The organism is Vagococcus entomophilus, assembly GCF_003987595.1.
Lineage (GTDB): Bacteria > Bacillota > Bacilli > Lactobacillales > Vagococcaceae > Vagococcus_E > Vagococcus_E entomophilus.
On sequence record NZ_NGJZ01000001.1, the window covers coordinates 809,328 to 833,189 of the forward strand.

24 protein-coding genes, 2 tRNA genes and 2 other annotated features are annotated in these 23,862 nt (G+C 36.0%); of the genes, 2 read left to right on the forward strand and 24 right to left on the reverse strand.

The features are described 5' to 3' along the window. Positions 1 to 10: 10 nt before the first annotated feature. The 3 genes from CBF30_RS11920 to CBF30_RS03750 all read right to left on the reverse strand — a co-directional run bounded on the left by CBF30_RS11920 (position 11) and on the right by CBF30_RS03750 (position 6,835). Positions 11 to 595, reverse strand: coding sequence for an anthranilate synthase component II (locus CBF30_RS11920; RefSeq protein WP_126822895.1), 585 nt, complete (start codon positions 593 to 595; stop codon positions 11 to 13). Next, positions 595 to 1,962: an anthranilate synthase component I gene (trpE, locus tag CBF30_RS03745; RefSeq protein WP_126822897.1), complete on the reverse strand. Its 1,368-nt coding sequence runs from the start codon at positions 1,960 to 1,962 to the stop codon at positions 595 to 597. The genes CBF30_RS11920 and trpE overlap by 1 nt, the downstream gene beginning before the upstream one ends. A gap of 64 nt (positions 1,963 to 2,026) precedes the next feature. Next, positions 2,027 to 2,260, reverse strand: a binding site (T-box leader). Positions 2,261 to 2,309: 49 nt separating this feature from the next. After that, positions 2,310 to 2,538 (reverse strand) — a binding site (T-box leader). 49 nt (positions 2,539 to 2,587) lie between these two features. Continuing rightward, on the reverse strand, positions 2,588 to 6,835 hold the full coding sequence (locus CBF30_RS03750; RefSeq protein ID WP_126822899.1) for a 2-hydroxyacyl-CoA dehydratase: 4,248 nt from the start codon (positions 6,833 to 6,835) through the stop codon (positions 2,588 to 2,590). Between the two features lie 212 nt (positions 6,836 to 7,047). On the opposite strand from CBF30_RS03750, the gene CBF30_RS03755 reads away from it, so the two are divergent. Then, a complete protein-coding gene (locus CBF30_RS03755) occupies positions 7,048 to 7,656 on the forward strand; it encodes a TetR/AcrR family transcriptional regulator (RefSeq protein ID WP_126822901.1) in 609 nt (202 codons plus the stop codon). Between the two features lie 99 nt (positions 7,657 to 7,755). Here the strand turns inward: CBF30_RS03755 and CBF30_RS03760 are convergent. The 19 genes from CBF30_RS03760 to gndA all read right to left on the reverse strand — a co-directional run bounded on the left by CBF30_RS03760 (position 7,756) and on the right by gndA (position 22,018). Beyond that, positions 7,756 to 7,827 (reverse strand) — tRNA-Gln (locus CBF30_RS03760). A gap of 10 nt (positions 7,828 to 7,837) precedes the next feature. Continuing rightward, positions 7,838 to 7,918, reverse strand: a tRNA-Tyr gene (locus CBF30_RS03765). A 141-nt stretch (positions 7,919 to 8,059) separates the two neighbouring features. Continuing rightward, complete coding sequence (locus CBF30_RS03770) at positions 8,060 to 8,269, reverse strand: DUF2969 family protein (protein ID WP_126822903.1); 210 nt, start codon at positions 8,267 to 8,269, stop codon at positions 8,060 to 8,062. A 126-nt stretch (positions 8,270 to 8,395) separates the two neighbouring features. Continuing rightward, the gene (locus CBF30_RS03775; RefSeq protein WP_126822905.1) at positions 8,396 to 9,043 is read right to left on the reverse strand and encodes a CBS domain-containing protein; all 648 of its coding nucleotides are present in this window, start codon (positions 9,041 to 9,043) and stop codon (positions 8,396 to 8,398) included. A gap of 4 nt (positions 9,044 to 9,047) precedes the next feature. After that, positions 9,048 to 9,752, reverse strand: a complete 705-nt coding sequence (locus tag CBF30_RS03780) for an ABC transporter ATP-binding protein (protein ID WP_126822907.1) — start codon at positions 9,750 to 9,752, stop codon at positions 9,048 to 9,050. A 1-nt stretch (position 9,753) separates the two neighbouring features. Continuing rightward, positions 9,754 to 10,518 carry an ABC transporter ATP-binding protein gene (locus CBF30_RS03785; RefSeq protein ID WP_126822909.1) on the reverse strand — a complete coding sequence of 255 codons (765 nt, stop codon included), beginning with the start codon at positions 10,516 to 10,518 and terminating at the stop codon, positions 9,754 to 9,756. Continuing rightward, on the reverse strand, positions 10,499 to 11,491 hold the full coding sequence (locus CBF30_RS03790; protein ID WP_126822911.1) for a branched-chain amino acid ABC transporter permease: 993 nt from the start codon (positions 11,489 to 11,491) through the stop codon (positions 10,499 to 10,501). Before CBF30_RS03790 ends, CBF30_RS03785 begins: the two co-directional genes overlap by 20 nt. Before the next feature lie 11 nt (positions 11,492 to 11,502). Next, complete coding sequence (locus CBF30_RS03795; RefSeq protein ID WP_126822913.1) at positions 11,503 to 12,381, reverse strand: branched-chain amino acid ABC transporter permease; 879 nt, start codon at positions 12,379 to 12,381, stop codon at positions 11,503 to 11,505. A gap of 93 nt (positions 12,382 to 12,474) precedes the next feature. Then, positions 12,475 to 13,626, reverse strand: a complete 1,152-nt coding sequence (locus CBF30_RS03800) for an ABC transporter substrate-binding protein (protein WP_126822915.1) — start codon at positions 13,624 to 13,626, stop codon at positions 12,475 to 12,477. A gap of 242 nt (positions 13,627 to 13,868) precedes the next feature. Next, positions 13,869 to 14,348, reverse strand: a complete 480-nt coding sequence (locus tag CBF30_RS03805) for a GNAT family N-acetyltransferase (protein ID WP_126822917.1) — start codon at positions 14,346 to 14,348, stop codon at positions 13,869 to 13,871. Next, entirely contained in the window at positions 14,335 to 14,622 is a 288-nt protein-coding gene (yidD, locus tag CBF30_RS03810) for a membrane protein insertion efficiency factor YidD (RefSeq protein ID WP_126822919.1), read from the reverse strand. The genes CBF30_RS03805 and yidD overlap by 14 nt, the downstream gene beginning before the upstream one ends. A gap of 185 nt (positions 14,623 to 14,807) precedes the next feature. Beyond that, positions 14,808 to 15,668: a hypothetical protein gene (locus tag CBF30_RS03815; protein WP_126822921.1), complete on the reverse strand. Its 861-nt coding sequence runs from the start codon at positions 15,666 to 15,668 to the stop codon at positions 14,808 to 14,810. 8 nt (positions 15,669 to 15,676) lie between these two features. Continuing rightward, positions 15,677 to 16,312 carry a class D sortase gene (locus CBF30_RS03820; RefSeq protein ID WP_170168925.1) on the reverse strand — a complete coding sequence of 212 codons (636 nt, stop codon included), beginning with the start codon at positions 16,310 to 16,312 and terminating at the stop codon, positions 15,677 to 15,679. 46 nt (positions 16,313 to 16,358) lie between these two features. Next, positions 16,359 to 16,925, reverse strand: coding sequence for a hypothetical protein (locus CBF30_RS03825; RefSeq protein ID WP_126822925.1), 567 nt, complete (start codon positions 16,923 to 16,925; stop codon positions 16,359 to 16,361). A 171-nt stretch (positions 16,926 to 17,096) separates the two neighbouring features. Next, positions 17,097 to 18,446, reverse strand: coding sequence for a HAMP domain-containing sensor histidine kinase (locus CBF30_RS03830; RefSeq protein ID WP_245974998.1), 1,350 nt, complete (start codon positions 18,444 to 18,446; stop codon positions 17,097 to 17,099). A 140-nt stretch (positions 18,447 to 18,586) separates the two neighbouring features. After that, complete coding sequence (locus CBF30_RS03835; RefSeq protein ID WP_126822927.1) at positions 18,587 to 19,273, reverse strand: response regulator transcription factor; 687 nt, start codon at positions 19,271 to 19,273, stop codon at positions 18,587 to 18,589. A gap of 214 nt (positions 19,274 to 19,487) precedes the next feature. Further along, complete coding sequence (locus CBF30_RS11765) at positions 19,488 to 19,664, reverse strand: hypothetical protein (protein WP_170168926.1); 177 nt, start codon at positions 19,662 to 19,664, stop codon at positions 19,488 to 19,490. A 6-nt stretch (positions 19,665 to 19,670) separates the two neighbouring features. Next, entirely contained in the window at positions 19,671 to 20,339 is a 669-nt protein-coding gene (locus CBF30_RS03840; protein ID WP_170168927.1) for an NAD(P)H-dependent oxidoreductase, read from the reverse strand. Positions 20,340 to 20,599: 260 nt separating this feature from the next. Further along, entirely contained in the window at positions 20,600 to 22,018 is a 1,419-nt protein-coding gene (gene gndA / locus CBF30_RS03845) for an NADP-dependent phosphogluconate dehydrogenase (protein ID WP_126822931.1), read from the reverse strand. 663 nt (positions 22,019 to 22,681) lie between these two features. Here gndA and CBF30_RS12060 point away from each other — a divergent pair. Next, entirely contained in the window at positions 22,682 to 22,804 is a 123-nt protein-coding gene (locus CBF30_RS12060; protein ID WP_281273573.1) for a hypothetical protein, read from the forward strand. 158 nt (positions 22,805 to 22,962) lie between these two features. Here the strand turns inward: CBF30_RS12060 and rpmF are convergent, their stop codons facing one another. Both rpmF and CBF30_RS03855 read right to left on the reverse strand, forming a co-directional pair. Next, a complete protein-coding gene (gene rpmF / locus CBF30_RS03850; RefSeq protein ID WP_126822933.1) occupies positions 22,963 to 23,142 on the reverse strand; it encodes a 50S ribosomal protein L32 in 180 nt (59 codons plus the stop codon). A 75-nt stretch (positions 23,143 to 23,217) separates the two neighbouring features. Continuing rightward, entirely contained in the window at positions 23,218 to 23,778 is a 561-nt protein-coding gene (locus tag CBF30_RS03855) for a YceD family protein (RefSeq protein WP_170168928.1), read from the reverse strand. Positions 23,779 to 23,862 lie beyond the last annotated feature (84 nt).

Consider the following 23,862-nt stretch of genomic DNA (forward strand, 5'->3'; position numbering starts at 1 on the left):
GGCCTCCTTTTTATTTTTGATAGTCTCTAACGATTTCTATGAAATTTTTAATCATCTGCTCACCCTCTTGTGTACCAATGGATTCTGGATGAAATTGCATCCCATATACTGGATATTCCTTGTGCTCAAAAGCCATAATTTCTTGGTCATCTGTACTTGTTCCTATAATCTGCAATTCTTTTGGAAATTGCTCATTTGAAACAATTAACGAGTGGTATCTCATAACTGCAAATTCCTTTGGAAAATCTTGAAATAAAGGATGAGGATTTTTTTCAAGAAGCATTTGTGAAATTTTTCCGTGTCTTATCTTTTTGGCTTGAACTACTTTCCCACCAAAAACCTCAGCAATTGCTTGATGCCCTAAGCAAATACCAAGTAATGGTTTTTTTGAGTAATAGTTTAGAATAAGTTTTTCCATCTCCCCAGCCTGACTAGGAATCCCTGGACCTGGAGAAAAGACGATTGCTTGAGCTGCCTCTGCCCGTTCTTCTAACCGACTATCATCATTTCTAAGGATTTCAATCTCATCGTATCCGGCTAAATACTGCGCTAAATTATGGGTAAACGAATCGTAATTATCCACCAATAGAATCATTATTTCCCCACCTCCAATAATGCTTTGGCCTTTTGCAAAGTCTCTAGATATTCTAGCTCGGGATCCGAATCATAAACAATCCCTGCACCTGCTTGCACATAGGCTTTTTGCTTATGAACAACCATCGTCCGTATAGCAATTGCAAAATCTGCTTGATTATTTTTTGTTAGATAACCCACAGCTCCAGCATAGATACCTCTTTTATCTGTTTCAAGCTCATATATTCTTTGCATTGCTCTGATTTTTGGTGCACCACTGACCGTTCCAGCTGGCAAAGTAGCTTTTAACGCCTCCATCGCAGACAAATTATTTTTAAGTGTTCCTTCGACAACAGATACTAGATGCATCACGTAGCGATACTTTTCAATTGTCATATAGATGGGCACAGTGACCGTTCCAACCTTTGCTACTTTTCCTAGATCATTTCTTCCCAAATCCACTAACATGCGATGCTCTGCTTGTTCTTTTTCATCGTGTGCAAGTTCTTTGGCAAGTGCGTAATCTTCTGCAGGTGTTTTTCCTCTTTTTCTAGTGCCGGCAATTGGATTCGTTGTCACACAATCGCCTTTGACACTTACCAAACTTTCTGGCGAGGAACCAATAACTTTGGTTTCACCAAAATCTAAAAAATAGAGGTACGACGATGGATTAGACAATCGAAGTTGACGGTAATAATCGAAAGCATCGCTTGTAAAAGAACAGCTCAGTCTTTGAGATAACACTAATTGGAAAATATCTCCTGCTTGAATATATTCTTTTACTTTTTTGACCTTATTTATAAATTCTTTTTGGGTAAAATTGCTCGAAAATTCTAATTTTTCTGTCTTAATTTTTTCTTGTTCTTTTCTAGATGGAGTATGCAATTCTTTCGTAATTTTTTGAATACAGTCTGCCATTTCTTTTTCACTTCTTTTGGAATAACAATTATCTGCAACAATTTCGATTTCCTCTTTCGTATGATCAAAAAGTAGATAGGTTTCATAGACATAAAAATGACAATCTGGTAAACCCAACTCATCTTGTTTGGCGTGGCCAATTTGCTCGTACATGCCATAGGTATCGTACCCAACATATCCAATCGCTCCTGAAGAAAACGGAGCTGTCGTTTCATTTATTTTCGGATTTTTTATCACAAACTTGGCAATTTCCTCTAGTGGGTCAGCTACTTCTTTTTTATGCCCATCAATAATTAATGTATTTTTTTGAAGTATTAGTTCATGTACAGGATCAAGCCCAATAATGGAATAGCGTCCAATATTTTTATCTCTAGGAATACTTTCTAATAAGCATTTTTTATCAGCTGATAGGCGCAAATACGCTGCCACAACTGTACAACAATCAGCTGTTATTGTCTGTGTTTTTTTCATTACTTTTCCTCCTTCGTTTTCCAACAAAAAAAGCCCTCAAAAAATAGTCAGTCTCCGACTATTTTTTGAGGGCGAATCTTTTCACGGTGCCACCTCAATTGGAGCAAAAAATGCTCCATCTCAACAGTTATCTAGCAATAACCTGCTCGCTAACGGGAGCTCCCGTGAATTCCTACTCAACTTGTTTTCAGAATTCCTTTTTATAGGCCCATTCTTTTTCTTCCATTTATTGATTTGCACCAACCATCAACTCTCTAAAAAATATCCGAAAAGTACTTCCCCTATACCATACTTTATTCTATAAATGATAAACAAAAAACGTCCTTGTTCTATGAATACTATCATAGAACAAGGACGAGAAACCCGTGGTACCACCTCAATTGACTATAGAACTATAGTCCACTCACTATCATTTACTGATAGTTGATTTGATAACGGTTTTTTTACCGGAAATGCCTACATTGCTTCAACACTTCACTCAAAAGTCCATTCACGCTCTGCTTTTACTGATTTTCAGCGCCATCAGCTCTCTGACAAAAACAACGAAACGCTACTACTCTTTTTCTTCGCGATTAATTTTAACTAATGATATAAAATTAATCGTGAAATGTCAAGCATAAATCACTTAATTATTTTTTTGCTCTTGTGCCAACTCTTTTTGAGCAGTCGCCATCATCAAGCGAATTCGGTTTAGTTGATTGACGACAGATACCCCTGGATCATAGTCAATTGGGGCAATGTTTGCTTTTGGATACTGATGTCTAAGCTCTTTAATGACACCTTTGCCAACAACATGGTTCGGTAGACAGCCAAATGGTTGCATACAGATTATATTATGTACACCTTCTTTTAACAATTCAATCATCTCACCCGTTAAAAACCAACCTTCCCCCGTGTGATTACCAATTGAAAGAATTTTACTTGCATCATCTGCTAATTCGTTGATAGAGTGAATCCCCTCAAATCTCTGTGACTTCCGCAGTGCTTTGTCCATAGGTTTTTCACATTGTTCTATAAACTTAATCGCAAATTCGGCTAATACTTTGCTCTTTTTAGACATCCCCAAATGATCGTGCTTCCAGATTTGATTGTACAAGGAATAATTCATAAATCCTACAATATCAGGGACAACTGCCTCTGCTCCTTCTGCTTCTAACAAACGAACAATATCGTTGTTAGCCGTAGGAGAGTACTTCACAAGAATTTCTCCAACTACACCAACACGAGGCTTTTTGATAGATTGTAATGGAATGGTGTCAAAATCGTGAATAATTTTTTTCATGTTACGATTAAACTGGGTCAAAGATCCTTTTTTAACACTTGTAGCTACTTCTTTTAACCAAGCTTCATGAAGGGCATCCACACTGCCAACTTCCAATTCATAAGGTCTGGTTCTATAGACTACACGTTCAAACAAATCACCATATAAAAAGGCAATCGCTACCCGTTTAATCAACGGTAAGGTCAACTTAAATCCTGGGTTTGATTCAACGCCTTTATTTCCCATTGAAATCGAAACTACTGGGACTTGAGGGAATCCTGCATCGTTTAGTGCCTTACGTAATAAAGGAATATAGTTAGTCGCGCGACATCCTCCACCAGTTTGCGTCATCATCACGCTGACATTGTTCAAGTCGTATTTTTCGCTTTGAAGCGCTCCAACTAATTGTCCAATCGAAATAATCGCAGGGTAACACGAATCATTATTGACAAATTTAAGCCCCGTATCGACTGCGGTTTTGTCTTCTGCTGGTAAACACACAACATGATAGCCTGAAGCTTCGAGTGCGGTATCTACCAAACCTGATTGATGAATAGGACTAAGCATTGGTAAAAGCAAAGTATGCTTTTTCCTCATTTCTTTTGTAAAAACAATTTTTGCTGGCTCTTCAAAATGACGTACCGGTTCAATTTGCTGCTTTTCACGCTCTTTGACGGCTGCTTTCAATGACCTTAAACGAATACGAACGGCTCCTAGATTTGAACCTTCATCAATTTTTAGCACAGTATAAATTTTTCCGTTTTGTTCCATGATTTCTTCTACTTGGTCGGTTGTCACCGCATCTAAGCCACAACCAAAAGAATTTAGTTGAACTAGTTCTAAATTAGGAGATTTTGCTACTACTTTAGCTGCTGCGTACAAACGTGAATGGTACACCCATTGATTAACCACGCGTAGATTTGCAACATCACCAAGGTGGGAAATACTGTCTTCTGTTAAAACATGGAATCCTTCTTGGGTAATGACTTCTGAGATACCATGGTTGATTTCAGGATCCAAATGATACGGTCTACCAGATAAGACAATGGCTTTTTCTCCCTTTTGACTGAGCATCGCCAATGTTTCCTCACCTTTTTGACGAATTTCATTCTTAAACTGCTCCAACTCTTCATATCCATGTGATACGGCTTTTTCCATTTCTTCCTTAGAAATACCGAGGTCTTCAAAGCATTCAAACAGCGCTTTGATCACGGAAGTTTGGTTAGCCAAGTTCAGGTATGGATTGCGGTAGTCTACTTTTCCATCACGAATTTCATCCACATTGTTCTTAATCACATCTGGATAGCTTTGAACGATTGGGCAGTTAAAATGATTGTCTGCTTCTTGACTTTCTTGACGTTCAAATACGACTCCTGGGTAAAAGATTAGTGGAACACCTTCATTGATCAGAGTTTGGATATGTCCATGTGAAATTTTAGCCGGATAACAAGCTGTATCACTAGGAATTGTTTCCATTCCTGTTTCGTACAATTCTTTACTTGATCTTGGAGACAAGATTACTCTAAAGCCTAAATCAGTGAATAGCGTGTGCCATAGCGGATAATTTTCGTACATATTAAGTACACGAGGAATCCCAATTTCTCCTCTGGTCACTTCTTTCTTACGAAGTGGCCGATATTTAAATAAGCGGCGATACTTTTCCTCAACGAGGTTCACTTTACGATCTTCACGTTTAATTTTTATGCGTGCCCCGCGTTCACAACGATTTCCAGTGATAAACTGTCTCCCATCAGAAAATAGCGTGACAGTCAGCATGCAATTATTCTCACAAAGTCCACAGTGCGTAAACTCCTTTTCTGCCTCAAAAGCATCCAGTTCGTGTGCAGAAAGCAAGGTTGTTACTTTGCCAGCTTCATAGTTTTCAAGTGCAATGAGCGCCGAACCATAAGCCCCCATAAGACCTGCAATGGATGGTCGGACTACTTCTCTACCTGTAAGCAATTCAAAAGCACGCAAGACAGCTTCATTATAAAAGGTACCGCCCTGACAGACAATTTTTTCACCCAACTCTTCCGGTCTGCGAACCTTAATTACTTTATAGATGGCATTCTTAATGACAGAATAAGACAATCCTGCTGAAATTTCTCCAACTGATGCTCCTTCTTTTTGAACTTGTTTCACTTTTGAATTCATAAAAACCGTACATCTTGAACCCAAATTTACTGGTGCTTTTGCGTGCACCGCAGCTTCAGCAAAATCTGTTACTTGATAATTTAGAGATTTTGCAAAGGTTTCAATAAATGAGCCGCATCCAGAAGAGCACGCTTCATTTAATTGAATCGAAGAAAGCGCACCGTTTTTAATCGTCATTGCTTTCATATCTTGACCGCCGATATCAAGAATAAAATCAACACCTGGTTGGAAGTGGTCTGCAGCCTTGTAGTGAGCCATCGTTTCAACTTCTCCTAGATCCACCCGTAAAGCACTCTTAATCAAGTGTTCACCGTATCCAGTAACACATGCTTGACCAATAAAAGTGTCACGAGGCATTTGACTATACATATCTTTTAAAACACGCATGGTTGTTTCTAATGGCTGCCCCTCATTATTCCCGTAAAAGGAAAAGAGCAATTCTCCCTCTTCATTAATCAGTGTGACTTTTGTAGTGGTCGATCCAGCATCAATTCCTAAAAAAGTCACCCCGTGATGCTCACTTAAATCGTTGGTTTCAACAGTTGCTTGCGCATGTCGCTGACGAAACTCTGTCAATTCTTCTTCTGAACGAAAGAGCGGATCTAACGTATCAGTAGGCTGTAACTTATCTGTATCTTCATGCTCCAATTTTTCCAAAATATCATCCAAGGAAGTTTCTTGATTTTTCTCAGCATAAAATGCCGCTCCCATTGCAACAAATAGCTGAGGGTTTTCAGGAAAGATAACATCCTCCGGTGCAATAGTTAAGGTTTCGATAAATCGCTTGCGGAGTTCGCTCATAAAGAACAACGGACCTCCTAAAAAAGCAATTTTCCCTTTAATTTTTCTACCCGAAGCAAGACCTGCAATGGTCTGATTCACAACTGCTTGAAAGATACTTGCAGCAATGTCTTCTTTTGCCGCACCTTCATTAATTAGTGGTTGTACATCGGTCTTAGCAAACACGCCACATCTTGAGGCGATTGGGTAAATATTTTGATAGTTTTTAGCAAGTTCATTGACCCCGTTTGCGTCCGTTTTTAAAAGAGAAGCCATTTGATCAATAAAGGCACCTGTTCCACCAGCGCAACTCCCATTCATCCGTTGCTCCAATGTCCCATCAAAAAAAGTCATCTTGGCGTCTTCTCCACCCAATTCAATGACAACATCTGTTTCTGGAATCAGCTCTTCAACCGTTTTAGTACAGGCAATGACTTCTTGAACAAATGGGATTTCTAACACATCCGATAGTCCAATCCCACCAGATCCCGTGATGGATAGTCGGACTGGTACATTCGTCCCTAGTTCTTTTTGTGCCGCAGTTAGTATTTTCTTTGTTGCCATTTTCACATCAGAATAATGGCGTTCATATTTTCCAAATATTAATTCTTTTTTTTCATTAAAGATGACCAGTTTTACTGTTGTAGAACCAACATCTATCCCAGCTTGATAACCCATACATTTTTCCTCCTCAATTTCTCGAAGATTGCGTTTTTCTTCACTAAATATTCTACAACCTGTTGAATAAGAAACAATCTGTTTGTTATAATAGACTATGTTCATTTTAATACAATACAAATATAAAACAATCATCAATCCTAGACATTTTGTGATATAAACAACAAATCTGATTAAAATGTTGTTTTTCATTCTAGAAAGAAGGAAAAATAATGGCCAAAAAAACTGATTTACGCGTATTACGGACCAAGAAAATGATTCTGAGTGCTTTTATTAAATTAGTAGAAGAAAAAGGCTACGATGCCATAACCATTCAAGATATCGCAGATGAGGCAATGATTAATCGGGCAACATTTTATGCTCACTTCAAAGACAAAGTAAACTTATACGAGTATATATTTGATACCTCTATTAATTCTTTGGCCGCTATTTTAGATACTTTTCCTTTGATGGAAAATAATCGTGTGCAGATAAAAAATATTCAACTTGCATTGACTAATGTTTTTAAAATCATTAAAGAAAATCGCCATTTTTTCATGATTTTAATTCGTAGTAATTTCATCGAAAATTTCGAATCAAAAATGATTGATCTCCTAACTATTAAATATGAAGAAATTTTTTCAAAATTAAAAATCACCGAAAATGATATCGAAGTACCTGTTGATTTCATCATTGAGTATATGAGTTCTATTTTTATCGGAACTGTTCACTGGTGGATTACAAGCAAATCAGAATTCCCCCCCGAACACATGGCTCGTTTGGTCATCAAATTAGTAGGAAATGGTCATCTAACGGTCTTAGGTATTGATGTTGAAAAATAAAGAAACGTGCCTCATTTTTTTGAGACACGTTTCTTTATTTTTATTTTTGCAAAAGATAAAAAAAGAGCGCAAGCTAACTCGCGACTCTCATGAAATAGACTGGGCTAGCTGGATTCGAACCAACGCATGAGGGAGTCAAAGTCCCTTGCCTTACCGCTTGGCTATAGCCCAATAATGTAAATGGAGGAAAGTGGATTCGAACCACTGAACCCTAAGGAGCGGATTTACAGTCCGCCGCGTTTAGCCACTTCGCTATTCCTCCAAAAGTTAGGTTTAACAACCCGACTTCAATATAATACAAAATTTTTAAGAAAATTGCAACCCTTTTTTTGTTATAAAATCAATTTTTTTAAAAAAGTTTTTCCCCAAGAAGTTTTTCTTTTTTTAGAATAAAAAAACATTTTTATTGTTGATACAAATTCCAATGACGAATTAATAATTCATAGCCTTCTTCGTATGATTTGGCCATTTGTTCGTTTTCTTGCTCAATTTTGACAACAAATTTTTTTTCATCACGTTTTTCAACACTTCCCACAAGCTTTTTTCCAACTTTCAACGTGTGGATTGTTCCGGATTCTTCGATTGTTACTGGAATTTCTTTATTTTTTTTCATTTTACATTTCCTCGATTTTCTTTAGATATTGTCAAGATAACATATTTTTTCGTTCTTGTTAAGTTTTAAATAAATCATTTTAAATGAAAAGAACTGAAACTACTCGTCAGTTCTTTTCTTTTCATGTTATTTTTCAGTGGTCATAGTGGAAAGAATTTTATAGCCTGTACTTTGAATTAAGGCTTCAATCTTTTCTTTCTTTGCTCCTGTCAATTGTATGACAATGATTGGCTTTTCAATTTTACGATATACAACAATCTGAACAATATTGACATGATTCTCAGCAAAAATTTTGGTAATGTTGGCCAAGACACCTTCTTCATCTCTTTCAATCTCAATCGAAATTCGTACACCCTCTTGCTTATATCCAGTTAACTCTAAGAAAGCTTCAAAGATGTCGTTGTTTGTTATAATCCCGACTACCTCATGTTTGGAGGAAACAACTGGTAACACTCCTACATTATAAGCTCTCATCTTGCTAACGGCTTCTTCAAGAGGTTCATCGGGTTGGATTGTCGTAACATGTCTAATCATAACATCTTCTGCTCCTGTTTTATTCAACAAGTAATTCATTTCAAAAACACTCAAGCTTGTTGCCTTAGATGGGCTTGCTTCTTGAATCGAACTTTCAGTTACCAATCCAATTAATTTGTTGCTTTCTACGACGGGTAAGCGATGAATATCATGTTCTTTCATTAGATTCACAGCATCAACAATTTTTGTTTTTTTAGAAATGGTCAAAACATTTTGAGTCATAAACAATGCTACTTTCATTTTCCTAACCTCCTAAATATGCTTTTTGAACTTCGTCGCTTGCTAATAATTCTTTTCCAGAGCCTTTAAGGACAACATTACCTGTTTCAAGAACGTACCCTCTATCTGCTATAGATAAAGCAATTTTCGCATTTTGTTCAATCAATAAAACGGTAGTCCCTTGTTTTTTTATTTCCTGGATAATATTGAAAATTTCTTGAATAAAAATCGGTGCAAGCCCCATGGACGGCTCATCTAATAATAATAATTTGGGTTGGGACATCAATGCTCTACCCATTGCAAGCATTTGTTGTTCTCCACCTGAAAGAGTAGAGGCATCTTGATTCTTACGTTCCGCCAAAATTGGGAAACGGTCAAAAATCATTTCTAGTGTTTCGCTAATTTTTTTCTTATCTTTTACTAGATAAGCACCCATCTCTAGATTTTCCATAACTGAAAGACCTGAAAAAACGTGTCGTCCTTCTGGAACCTGCGCTAAGCCACTTGCGACAATTTTTTGAGGGACCAATTTTTCAATAGGCTTTCCTTCAAATTGAATCCTGCCTTGTGAGGGTCTAACAAGCCCTGAAATCGTCCGTAAAATCGTTGTTTTACCAGCACCATTTGCGCCGATCAATGACACAATTTCTCCTGCTTTTACTTCAAACGAAACGTTTTTAACTGCTTCAATCATACCATAATGAACCGAGATATTTTCTACTTTTAGCATGTTATATTTCACCACCTAGATAAGCTTGAATTACTTTGGGATTTTCTTTAATTTCATTTGGTGTACCATGAGCAATTAATTTTCCATATTCGAGTACATAAATTCTTTCACAAACATCCATGACAAGCGACATGTCATGTTCAATCAAAACAATAGAAATTTTAAACTCTTTTTGAATTTTCCGAATTAATTCGGTCAGCTCAGCCGTTTCTTGTGGGTTCATCCCCGCAGCCGGCTCATCAAGAAATAGAACTTTGGGCTGGGTTGCAAGTGCTCTTACAATCTCTAAGCGACGTTGTTCCCCGTAAGATAAGTTTTTAGCTCGTTCCTCTGCTTTTTCTTCCAATTGAAAAATCGAAAGTAATTTAAGCGTTTCATTTTTTATACGATCTTCCGTTTGATAAAATTTGGGTAGTCTTAATACGCTCGTAAAAAATCCTTCTTTATTTTTTTCATTCATTGCAACCAATACGTTTTCAAGTACACTCAATTCTTTAAATAAGCGAATGTTTTGGAACGTTCTGCCTAAGCCTTTATTGGCAATTTTATATGGTTTTTTACCATTTAATTTTTCTCCATCAAAAATTACTTCTCCTTCTGAGGGCTCATAGACGCCCGTTAACAAATTAAAAAGAGTCGTTTTCCCTGCTCCATTTGGTCCAATGAGTCCTACCAATTCTTGTTCTTCTAAAACTAAGTTGACATCCGAAACAGCAGTGAGTCCTCCAAAGTTTTTTGTTAGTGATTTAACTTCTAATAGTGTCATCAGTGGATTCTCCCTTCTTATTTTTCGCTTTCTTTTTAGTAAATATTTTAGAAAATAAGAATTCCTTTGATCCTAAAAGACCGCTTGGCTTGAAGATCATAATGATGATTAGCGCAAGTGAGTAGATAATCATCCGAAGATCCCCAGCATCTTGTAGTAAGGTGTTTAATATGCCCAGTAAAATACCTGCAACAAAGGTTCCAGTTACGCTACCCATTCCACCAAAAACAACAATAATTAAGATATCAACAGATTTCATAAAATTAAAGTTATCTGGGACAATTGTACCATAGTAACTTGCATACAGTGCCCCTGCAATACTTGCAGTCATAGCACCAATAACAAAGGCAATCACTTTATACTTTGTCGTATTTACACCAACAGATTCTGCTGCAATTTCATTTTCACGAATCGCAAGTGTTGCACGACCACTTCCACTTCTAACATAGTTGACCACAACTAATGCTGTTATAATGACAAAAAGAAAGACTAACTGCCACATAGGAATTGATTCGAATAATGGAATCCCCGATAAACCAGCAGCTCCATTTGTAATATTCATATTAACAATTGCCACACGGATGATTTCAGCTACCCCTAATGTTGCAATGGCTAAGTAGTCTCCTTTAAGCCTTAGTGTTGGAATTCCTACTAGAACAGCTACAATTCCTGACAAAACAAGGCCAATTAAAATGCCGATAACAAAACCTTTGAGCGTTGGATCTTGTGAGTAGCTAATGCCAAGTGAGTACGCACCAATGGCCATGAAGCCTGCATGTCCTAAAGAAAATTGACCCGACACACCTAAAATCAAATTAAGACCCAGTCCTAAAATGATATTGATGCCAATCGACACTAACGTCATTTCGTATAAACTATCAATGATGCCAGCTTGTATTAAAATAGCTAGTAGCGCAAAAGAGCCAATAATAAGAGCTAACCAACAAGCATTGATTCGATTAAATAATTTCATTTCTCTTTCACCTACACTTTCTCTTTTACATTTTTACCAAGTAGTCCAGAAGGTTTAACTAGCAGAATCAAAATAAGAATGGCATACACAAAGGCATCTTTAAATAAAGAAAAGCCTAGCGCACTAACAATTGTTTCTAAAATACCGATAGAAAAGCCTCCAATAACAGCTCCTGGAATAATCCCAATTCCTCCTAATACCGCTGCAATAAAAGCCTTTAACCCAGGAGTAACTCCCATCATCGGATTAATCGTATTATAGTATAAACCAATCAAAACACCACCTGCTGCTGCCAAAGCAGAACCAATTGCAAATGTAAAGGAAATCGTTAAATCAACATTGATCCCCATCAAGCGAGCCGCATCTGCATCAACACTAACTGCGCGCATTGCTTTACCCATTTTTGTCTTTTGAACAATAAATTGCAGAAGTAACATCAGTACAACTGTCGTTACAATAATCACAATTTGATAACTACTAATTTGAACACCATGGAATTCAAAGACTTTTTTGGTTAGTGCTTGTGGAAAGGCTCTTGGATTGGAGCCAAAGAAATAGATCATGACATTTTGTAGTAAAAACGAAACACCAATCGCTGTAATCAAAACCGCAATTCTTGAAGAATTTCTTAAAGGCCGATATGCTAAGAACTCGATTACAGCTCCTAAAAATGCACTGATGACCATTGCCAAAACTAATGCCAAAATGAAGGGCAAATGATGAACTTGAATAAAATAGTACCCCAAAAATGCTCCAATCATGTAAACTTCGCCATGAGCAAAGTTAATTAATTTTATTATTCCATAAACCATTGTATAACCAAGAGCCATCAATGCGTAGATACTCCCAAGTGAGAGACCATTAATTAGCTGCTGAAAGATATTGCTCATCTAAATTCCTCTTTTCTTTTTATAATATGAAAATGAGTTTGGACGAAATCGCCCAAACTCATTTGTACTTTTCAAAAATGACGTTCAGGCAAATTATGGATTTACAACTGTTGCGCCTGATTCCACTCCTTTTGTTAATTGAATAACAACAGCAGCTTTTTTAGGATTATGTTCTTTGTCAACTGACATTGTACCTGTTACACCTTCAAAGTCTTTCACTTTTGTTAGGGCTTCTTTCACTTTTACAGGATCAGTTGATTTTGCGTCCTCAATCGCTTGTTTAATCAAGTAGACACTATCATAAGCAAGAGCATTAAAGCCACTTGGTTCTTTGTTGTATTCTTTTTTAAAGCTTGTTACAAAGTCTTTAGATACTTTAGTTGCATCAACATTCGTTGAAAAGTTTGCTGTATAATATACATCATTTACATTGTCTGTACCTGCAAGTTTGACCAACTCCGTATCACCAAAGCCGTCTGCCCCAAGTATTGGTTGCGTAATCCCCATCTCACGCGCCTGTTTAATAATTAAACCTGCTTCATTGTAATATCCTGGTAGATAAATTACGTCAAAACTTTTACTCTTAAGCTTGGTCAAAATGGCTTGGAAGTCTGTATCACCACTTGAGAAGTTTACTTCTTCTACAATGTCACCTTTATATTGTTTTTTGAAGGCTTTTGTCAAACCTTTGGCGTAATCACTTGAGTTGTCTCCAATAATCGCTACTTTTTTGGCGTTTAATTTATTTGTTGCAAAATTCGCTAAAATGATACCTTGAAAAGAATCTTGGAAAGTAGTTCTAAAAACATAATCTTGAACTTTTCCAGCTGTAGTTAGTGTAACAGAATCATCTGTCGCTGAAGGAGTGACCATTGGCACTTTTGCTCTTGTGACTGCTGGCGTTGCTGATTTCGTTGAACCAGAAGTTGCAGGTCCAATAATTGCAGTTACTTTATCTTTGGTTGCCAGACTAGTCGCAACACTTGCTGCCTCAGCAGTATCAGATTTGTTATCTTTGCTGACTAACTGGATTTTTTTACCATTAATGCCACCATTTTTGTTGATTTCTTTGGTCGCTAACTTAATTCCCTCTAACTCCGCATTCCCATATGCAGAAACTTTTCCTGATAATTCTAGATTGACCCCAATTTTTACAGTATTGGAATCGCTTGAGCTACTCTTTTGACATGCGCCCAAAAGCAATAATCCAGAACAAGCTAGAATCAAACCTAATTTCTTTTTCATCTATAATTGCCCCCTAAACATTCTCTCTATCATCTCACAAAATGATGTTATATAGACTATATACGAAAAAAATTATTATGTCAAGAATTTTCAGAATATTTCCATTAAACAGTTATTCGAACTTTCACGGCTTTATTCTTGTAGCATTTCGCCAATAAAATAGAGAAACTCATTCTCGTCCCCCCTCCCTAAAATGTTAAATTTTTCTCTTTTATAGGGAGGAGTTTCATGAGCGGCCAAGCTTAGTTCATTACTTTTTTTAATAAAACTTGATTTTTTAGTTGTTGTCCCTCCTCGTAGATGGGCTCTGCATAATGCTCTAAAAAATAATTCTTTTGTATAGCTTCTATTACAAATCCGTTATCTTTGTATAGTTGCAGTGCTGGTGAAATGTCTCCAGTTTTAACATAGAGAACGACCGAATCTACTTGATTTTTTATTGTTTCCATAACCCATTTAAAGGCATGTTCCATTAATTTTGTGGCGATTCCTCTCCTTTGAAATAAGGGGTCTACTGAAACGTTCATAAGTTCATACTGACAGGCTTCAGTGGAATCAAGTTTCATTATAGCCAAAACACCCACAATGTTTTCTGCTTCTTTAGCTACAAATATAGTTGATTGGTCTATGTACTTCTCTACAACTTTACGTTCAGGATCTGCCTCAAGCAAAAGAGCCCAAGGTAACTCCGTATTAGCTTGATTCAATTTACAAATCTTCATTATTCTCTCTCTTCTCTTTTGGCATATAGTATGTAGGATTAGGATTTCGTTTTAGCGAAAATTTTTTGGGAACATAATCAATTCCCCCTTTAACAAATGGATGACAACGCAATATTCGACAGGTTCCCATTAGAACACCCTTAAAGGTTCCATGAATTTTTATTGCATCTATCATGTAGGACGAACAAGTAGGGTGATATCTACAACGGGCAGGAAATAATGGAGAAATAAACCGCTGATAGCCTCGGATGAAGCCAATAAAAATTTTTTTCATGTTTAATCCTTCCATAATTTGATGTATTCTATTATATCTGATTACTGGGCGTAATGCTATAGAAGAACACAACTGAAAAGTTTGGACCTGAAAAATAAGCTTTTTTGCTAAGTCTCTGACTACAGAATAATTTTTGTGCGAGGAACAAAAGCTTTTATACTTTTGCCCCCGACTTTTTAACAAGTTCATCTGAATGAATAGGAGTGTGAAATTTTTTTCTTTCTTTTTGCTTCGCTAATGGTGGCAAATACAAGCCCTAAGAATAAAATTACCACCCCAAGATATCCTAAATTCAACAAAATTGTTTCAATATAACTTGTAAGAAAACGGTAAAGAGATGGTGACAGAATCGCTACTTTTTTATAAAATGCTGTATAGAGAATTGAAATAGCGGTCAAGACACAAAATAAACCAGTCGCAATGAAAGAATAGCTGAGATACCGTAATAATCGATGGATCCATTTTCCCAAAATAAGATACAACAAAAGAATCACCACCATTAAACTAACACCTACAATACTATAAAAGAATTTAAAATAATGTTGAAACTGACTAGCTCGTTGCCCAAATTCCCTTAAGATATCCAACTCGATATAACTTGCATATCTCTTATAAGATTGCTCAATAAATTGTTGTTTTGAAGACTCTTTTAGCTGCTCTGGCGCTAGTTGATTTTTTTTCATATAGCTTTCGATTCGTTGTGTTAAATTTTTTTCAAAAAACTCTTTATCCAATTTATTCTTACGTCCATGGTATACAGCTACAATGTATTGATTAAATTCTTTTTTTGTTTGTTCTTGCGCTATACACTCTTCGAAAACTTCCTCTGGAAAATTACTACCCAAACCTAAATCTTGGATTTCTCGGGTAATCTCCTCTGCAAGCCCTTTATAATACAATGATTTTTGAGCTTGATTTTCCATAAAATGCTCACTAAGCAAAGTTTTATCCATTGCTCCTAAAATGGTGAGCAACAACAGTAATAAAAAAATCACAAAAGCTAAAAATGTATACGAAAATAAAGTAAACCAGTTATACTTTTTCATTGTTTCTCCTATAAATTTTCGTCTATTACAGGTCCACTTGCTAACTCTGCATAGATAAAAAGTCTTTTTTCTGTAAACCCTAACATATCAACTGGATAACACGTATATAAAACGAGCAATCTTGAATTTCGGCTTTCAAGAACCCTAAGAACCTCTTGACTGTTATAATTGTCGATAACTGCCTTAGTAACTTTATAGGTATAAGTGGCATAATTTGTTTGTATTTCAATCAAATCATTCTCTTTTACCAAAGAAAGATTTCCAAAAGAACTTGAATTGTGTCCGCCGATAAGAGTAGTGCCTTTTTCACCCGGAAAAACGCTGCCTAAATATTGTCCTGCACCATTCCTTAAATCTTGATCGCTATCACCAAAAATTAAGGGCTCAAAAATAGCATACTGCTTGATAACAACATGACCGTACTGCGTTCCTGACCTTGGATAGTGGATTTGACTTGAAGGGATTTTATTTTCTTCATCCGCTTTGATTGTCTTTACTGGTGCTTTTTTTGTTGAGGCTAATCCACTAAAATCAGGTGCTTCACTTAACAAAACTAACTGGATAGATGAACGAGCAAATTGGATGGCTGGTGCAGCTAGTACCCAAACCATACCCGAACCCACTACTAGAAAAAAAACAGGCATATAAAAATACGCCCATTTTCTTTTGTTAATCCTACTTTTTAACATGTTAAGCCAACTTTACAGTTGCTTTACGATTCAATACAGCGAGTACAAACGCTGATGACATCAATAAGGTAAATAAAATGATGCTTGAAGCGAAGGTCATACCTGTTTTTTTGATAACAGAGCCTTTTGCAGATGCAACGGTATTTCCTTTTGAATCTGTCATCGAAACTGTTTTTCCATTAGTGGAAGCATTTAAACCAACTGCATTTGCTGCTGTTGCGTAGTATTCCATTACTTTAGCTAAAACATCACTTGGCAACTTATTTTTCAACTCAGAACCAGATTTTGCATCAATGTTTTGAGCTTCAATAAGAGTGCGTGCTAGGCGAATGTTCTGAACTGCAATCGCTGCATTCTCTGATGACACATCGTTTGCTTTTAAATGATTGGTTGCAGCTGAAATATCGCTCACAGCTAAATGAAATGTCTTACCTTTAACACTTACTCCCGCATTCAACTCATTTAAAATCTCTTGTTCCGCTGATGTAATAGCTCCTGCTGCCGACGCTTGTGTAGCAAATAAAACTGACACAGCTAACATCACTAATGCGCTAATAATTTTTCTCATTCGAAAACCTCCTTTTATTTTATAACTTTCATAATAAAATCGATTTATGAAAGTTACTCGTTTATCATACTATTTTTATAAATAATTTTCAAGTAACTCCCTTTATTTTTATCAAATAAAAAAAGAAAAGCTAAAAACAAGCTTTTCTTTAAAGACTATTCTTAAAAAACTCTAGTTGGTTGAAACAATGGGAAACATAACATAAAATATCGTTCCTTTTCCCAGAACACTGTCTGCAGAAATCTTTCCACCGTAATTCTCTGCTAATTGTTGCGCAATCGAAAGACCTAGCCCGTTGCCACCTTTAAACCTGCTTCTCGCTTTATCTACACGATAAAAGCGATTAAAGATTTTTTCTAAATCATCTTCTGAAATGCCTTCACCAAAATCTTGGATTGCAATTTCTAGTTGATTATTGGAGGAAGAAAGGGTCAAATGAATTTCTTTTCTATTCATTGAATATTTGACAGCATTGTCCAGTAAAATAATGAGCATTTGTTCAAAATGATTGCGGAACATTTTGATTTTAAGATTTTTTGGCAAATCATTATCCATAATAAATGAGAAATCTGGATAAAGTAATTTAAAATTACTAAAAGTTTGAACAGTTACTTCTTCTACATCTGTTAATTCGTTAATCTGAGTGAGCGATACTTGCTCTACTCGTGACAAGTCTAACATTTCTTGAACTAGTGTTTTCATTCTGGAAATTTCTTGTAAAGAAGCTGCTAAGGATTCTTCAAGCACTGACGGATCATCTTTGCCCCACCGATTTAACAATTTCAAATGTCCTTCAATAATTGCAACCGGAGTGCGCAATTCATGTGATACGTCCTCAACAAATTGTTGCTGTGAATCAATAAATTTTTGCATCCTATCCAACATATTATTGAAAGCGTCGGCTAAGTAAGTAAGTTCATCTTTGGCTTTTAAATTAGGAATACGAATATCCAATTGTGGTTCTGCTTTAATGGCATTAACTGTGTCAGCCATTTTCCTAACTGGTCTAAGAAAATAAGCTGCTAATGCATAGCCTAACAATACGCTTAGGACAATGCCCGCAAGTTCTAAAATAATGAGTGTCAAAATGAGTTTTTGTCTAATTTCATAAAAAGATGTTAACTCATAAAAGATCTGAACATAGCCGATTAGACGATTCGTTTTTTGTGAAATAACTGGATTAACCACTAAATAGCCCGAGATATTGTCCAATGTTTTAATACTTACTTGTTTCTTCAGCGTTGGTGTAAACGGAATGATTTTTTTATTTGTTTGAAAAATCACTTTATTACTTGGGTTAAAAATATAGACACTCAAACTAGGTTGGGACAGTTCAGAGATCAGCGGGTTTAAATGCATCATCGAACTTTCTAGGGTATCTGAGTTATTTTTGTTGCTTGATGCTGCTTTTAATGCTTGCGTTGAGTTTTGAATGGTCAACTCTTGATCTTGCATGCTAAGTTTTTGTGTCACTTCATTCAATGTTTTTTCTAAGTTATCTCGCTCAGATCTTACGAGCATGTTCGTGCTTATTTTGTATGTAACAAGAGAAAAAATTGTGAATAAAATGAAGATAAAAATAGCTGTTACCGCCGTCCATTTTACAGTAATTGATAGGTATCTCTTAGGTCTATTTTTTAGCCCCTCAAAATATTTTTTTATCAAGAGCGCATCACATATCCTGTTCCACGAACGGTTTGAATATAACTTTCTTCACCTGGAACATCAATCTTATTTCTTAAATATCGAATGTATACATCTACCACATTCGTTTCTACTTCTGTTTCGTAACCCCATACTTTATTAAGTAAAACATCTCTAGCAAGTACAACGTTTACATTCTCCATGAGCGTTAATAATAATTCGTACTCACGCTTTGTCAGTTCGATGACTTCACTATCTCGTCTAACCACTCGATTTTCTTTTTCGATTGTTAGATTGCGGTAACTGATCATTGTTTGTTTGGTAATGTTTTTATCTCCTTCAATATCAATACGGCGCAGTAATGCACGTAATCTTGCAAGTAATTCTTCAATTGCAAAAGGTTTGATGATGTAATCATCTGCCCCATGATCAAGTCCAGATACTCGATCAATCACAGAATCTCTTGCTGTCATCATAATAATAGGTGTGTTCTTCATTTGACGGATGCGACGGCAGACTTCTAGTCCATTTAATTCCGGCAACATCAAGTCAAGCAGTATTGCATCCCACTCTTCATTTAGAGCGGCCTCTAAGCCTGTTCGTCCATTGTGATGAACAGCTGTGAAATACCCCTCATGCTTTAATTCTAACTCGACAAAACGAGCCAGATTCTTCTCATCTTCAATAATTAATATATTACTCATAAATAGGTATCCTTTCGTATCAAAAAACTATATTATCTGTCCTTCCCAATTATACAAATAATATCATAAAAAATCTATGATAAGAAGTAAATTTTAAGAAATAAAGCTTTATTTTAATTTAAAAATCAGCCTTTTGTTCCAAAAACAGAAATGAATAAATATAAAAAAATACACCCGTTATTTCAATAAACGTTCGATCACAAGGAGCATTTCACTACCAATTTTTAGGACTCCACAAACGTCCGTCTATTTCGCCTTCTGCTTGTTCAATTCGTATAGACTGTTCGTCCATCATCCGCTTTAGCTCATGAAAGAAGGCTTTATCTTCGTAGTTTTCACTAATTTGTTCTAATTTTTTAATTTTCTTGGCAAGTTCTTCCCTATTTTTCATCGTTTTTTACTTCATCTCCTCTAATGTCCAGACTAACTCTTCTAATGTTTCTTGATTATGAGTAAAGCTACGACTAATTTCTTCTAGAAGCACCAGATGCTCTGGCTGGCTTGCTTTTTCCTTTACTTCATTTAGTCTATCTAAAAACCAAGCTTCTTTTTTTGCAAAGGTTTCAGGAAAATCTATTGATACGTATTGTCTATAGTCAATTAATAATTTTTTATATGCCTCCTCAGTCATATAACTAAATTTACTAATAGTAAATACCGGTAAAAAAATCATTTGAAAATGTCGCGCTATGGCTTGAAAAGGGCGCAGTAACTCAGATAACGTAAATTGCTCACTTCCACCTGCTTGATACGCCTTTTCTTTTACTCCTATCGTTACAACAAGTCCAAACTCTTTTCCTCTTAAGGATAATTTTTCGCTCAAGACCACATCCATCCACTGTTTAAGCATGGCTGGTGCACTGTACCAATAAAGCGGGAATTGTAAAATAATGCGGTCATGTTGTACAAGTAAATTTCTTTCCTTCACACTGTCAATTGTGGTATAAGTATAATTATTTTCTAAATGATGCCACGTTACCTCTTCTAATGCTGCACTTTTTTTTAAAAAGCTTTGTGTGGTCGAATCCTGTACATTTGGATGAGAAACAATAATTAACGTTTTCATATTCATATTCCTTTCTTTTTTCTTTGATGCATGACAAAATTATACTATGGATAGAAACTGAAAGAAAGCTGGTAGCAGCAGGCGAGCAAGATCCGAGCCAAAAAAAGTTATTTTGTCTTTTACTTAAGCACAATCTAAAAAAGACTAGAGCCTAACTCAAAAAATTAGGCCCTAGTCTTTTATTCCCCGAAGAAACATTCCGAGCAGAAGTGTTTCGAAGTTAACCCCTTCTGTCTTAGCCCCTTCTCACTAAAAAACTTTTAAATTTCGCTATACCAATTATAATGGAAGGTTCCTTTACGATCCTTACGTTCATACGTATGTGCTCCAAAATAATCGCGTTGTGCTTGAATCATGTTTGCAGGAAGGTTTTCGCTACGATAAGAATCAAAATAGGCAATAGCAGAAGAAAAAGTTGGTACTGGAATTCCCGCTTGAACTGCTGTTGCTACAACATCACGAACAGATTTTTGGTAGCGTTTAGTAATGTCAATAAAGTACTCATCTAACAATAGGTTTTTCAAATCTGGATTGCGGTCATAAGCATCTGTAATTTTTTGTAAAAACTGTGCTCTAATGATACAGCCTGCTCTGAAAATTTTGGCAATTTCTCCATAATTCAAGTCCCAACGATATTCTTCGCTTGCAGTACGCATTTGCGCAAATCCTTGTGCGTAGCTCATAATTTTACTAAAGTAGAGCGCTTCTCTGATTTTTTCGATAAATTCTTTTTTATCACCTTCAAAAGAATAAGCGTCCGGCATAGGTAATACTTTGCTTGCAGCTACACGTTCGTCTTTTAAAGCTGAAATATATCGAGCAAATACCGACTCCGTAATAAGCGGTAATGGAACACCCAAGTCAAGCGCACTTTGACTGGTCCATTTCCCTGTCCCTTTGTTTCCAGCTGCATCCATGATTACGTCCACAATCGGTTTACCAGTCAGTTCATCTTTTCTAGTCAAGATATCTGCCGTAATCTCTACTAAATAGCTATCTAGCTCTCCATTGTTCCACTCCTTGAAGATTTCTGCTGTTTCATCCACACTTAGACCAAGTACTCTACTAAGCAAATCGTAGGCTTCAGCAATCAATTGCATATCACCGTATTCAATTCCATTGTGGACCATTTTTACATAATGTCCCGCACCATTTTCACCAATATAGGTCACACATGGTTCACCGTCTTCAGCTTTGGCTGCAATCTCTTTTAAAATTGGTGCGACTAAATCATAAGCTTTTTTTTGTCCACCAGGCATGATAGCTGGACCATTTAAAGCTCCTTCTTCTCCACCTGAAACACCGGTACCAATAAAGTTAATTCCAGAATTTGCTAATTCTTGGTTTCTTCGAATAGTGTCTTTGAAAAACGTATTTCCTCCATCAATCAAGATGTCATCAATATCTAAATGTGGTAATAGACCTTGAATTGTTTTATCTGTGGCTTCCCCTGCTTTCACCATCATCAAGATACGACGAGGTTTTTCAAGTGATTCGACAAATTCTTCAATCGTATATGTTGGAACAAGATTCTTATCTGGATGTTCCGCAACTACTTCTTCTGTTTTCGCTCCTGTACGGTTAAAAATAGAAACAGTATATCCACGACTTTCAATATTCAAAGCCAGATTTTTTCCCATAACAGCCATTCCTACGACACCGATTTGTTGTTTTGACATTAAATTTCCTCCCACCAATAGTTTCACTGACGTTTATTTACACTTTTTTAAAAAGGCTTACCCTCTTTAAACCCTCTCAATTATAGCTTATTTCCAATAAAATTTAAACTACCTTCTTTTATCTCTTAAATTTTTGCAAGCTCAAGTTCTATTTAAGGTCTTCTAAATATACTAAAAATACAAGTAACTCTTGCTGATTATTACAACTGATTTTTATGGATCAAAAATTATGATTCGTTTTTATTCAAAAGAGTTCTCTGCAAAATGAGGGGAAATTTTATTTTTTTCTTTCTTTTCAAATCGTAAACTTTCTTTTATCTTACATTACTCGATACAAAAAAGATGCACACAATGTTTATGCTTACCATACTGCAAGAGCTAAATAACATGGATCCAGACTCGTTTTTTATCTCTTTAAGGCTCTATTTAAGTTCATCCATCTAAACTAAAACCGCAATTGAATCTTGGTGATTGCGTAAGGAAATTTCCTTAAACAAAGCCCACTATTTACTTTGGCTGATGATCTTTCCTTGCGAAATGGGTTCGAATCCCGTCTTTTGCATTCTTTTTCTAAAAAAATGGAAGTTAACCTTATTTTTACAAAAAATGACACAAAAAAGATGCAATTCGCTTCTATACTTAGGATTATAGGAGGTGAACAGCATGATTAAAATTTCGCTCAATTTAAAAACACAACAATTTATGGCACGAGATATAGCCCATCCAAAAAAAGTTGGCTACGGCATCACCATCGAACGTGCTAAAACAAACTTACAAAAGTTATGACGACCCAAACATGCAGTTCAGTGATGCTGAATCGCTTTTTTTTTACTCAAAATTAGATATGATTACTTCATTTTTGATACAGGGCATCATTAATAAGCAGTAAAAAAAACTTCCAGACTCCATGGTTAGTCTGAAAGTTTCAAAACATATCAAATGTCTTATGCTTCTTTAGTCATAACGTCTTTTCCATCGTAATGTCCACAAGATGGGCACACGTGGTGACTTTTTTTCACTTCGCCACAGTTAGAACAAGCGTTCAAACCAGGTAAAGATAATTTGTAATGCGTACGACGTTTTGCTTTTTTAGCTTTAGAAGTTCTTCTAGCAGGTACTGCCATTGGTATTACACCTCCTTAAATAATGGGTGCAAGTGACAAACATCTTCACTCACACAATCTATTCCAATCTTACAATTACTTATCTTCACCGTTTTCTTGAAAGAGCTCAGATAATTTTGCAAGACGAGGATCAATAGTATTTTTTTCTTGCTGTTGCTTTCTTTCCTCAAATGAATCCTCAGAAATGATTTCCCAGTCTTTACCTTTTGGGAGTTCAGTTTCCTCTTTTTCTTCTTCAGTCAAAACTTGCAGCGGAATTGATAATAAAAGATGGTCTTCAACTGCACGAGCCAAATCAATCTGATCACTATCCAAAATCAAGATGTCCTCATCTGAAATATGCTCAGGCTTTGTACTTAGTTGCTCACTTGTCATGTAGATCTCATCAATCGTCAAATCAACTGGAATCTCTACTGGCAAAAGCGAGCGAGAAGAAGGTAACGTCATTTTACCTTGTACTGTTACATGTACAAAATAATCAGCTGTATTCACTTCTAAAAAGCCTTTAACTTCAAGTGGTTCAATCGCAAGAATATCTGGCTCTCTTTGTTTAATAGAGTCAGCTAGATCGAACAATTCATCAAGAACAATTTGTGTCTCTTTGTGTTTTTTTAATTCTTGTAAGGACCATTTCATTTCTATCACTCCTAAGCAACAAAGGTAATTATACAAGGCATAGCTCTCTTTGTCAATGTATTTTTCTTGACAGTAATCCAACGA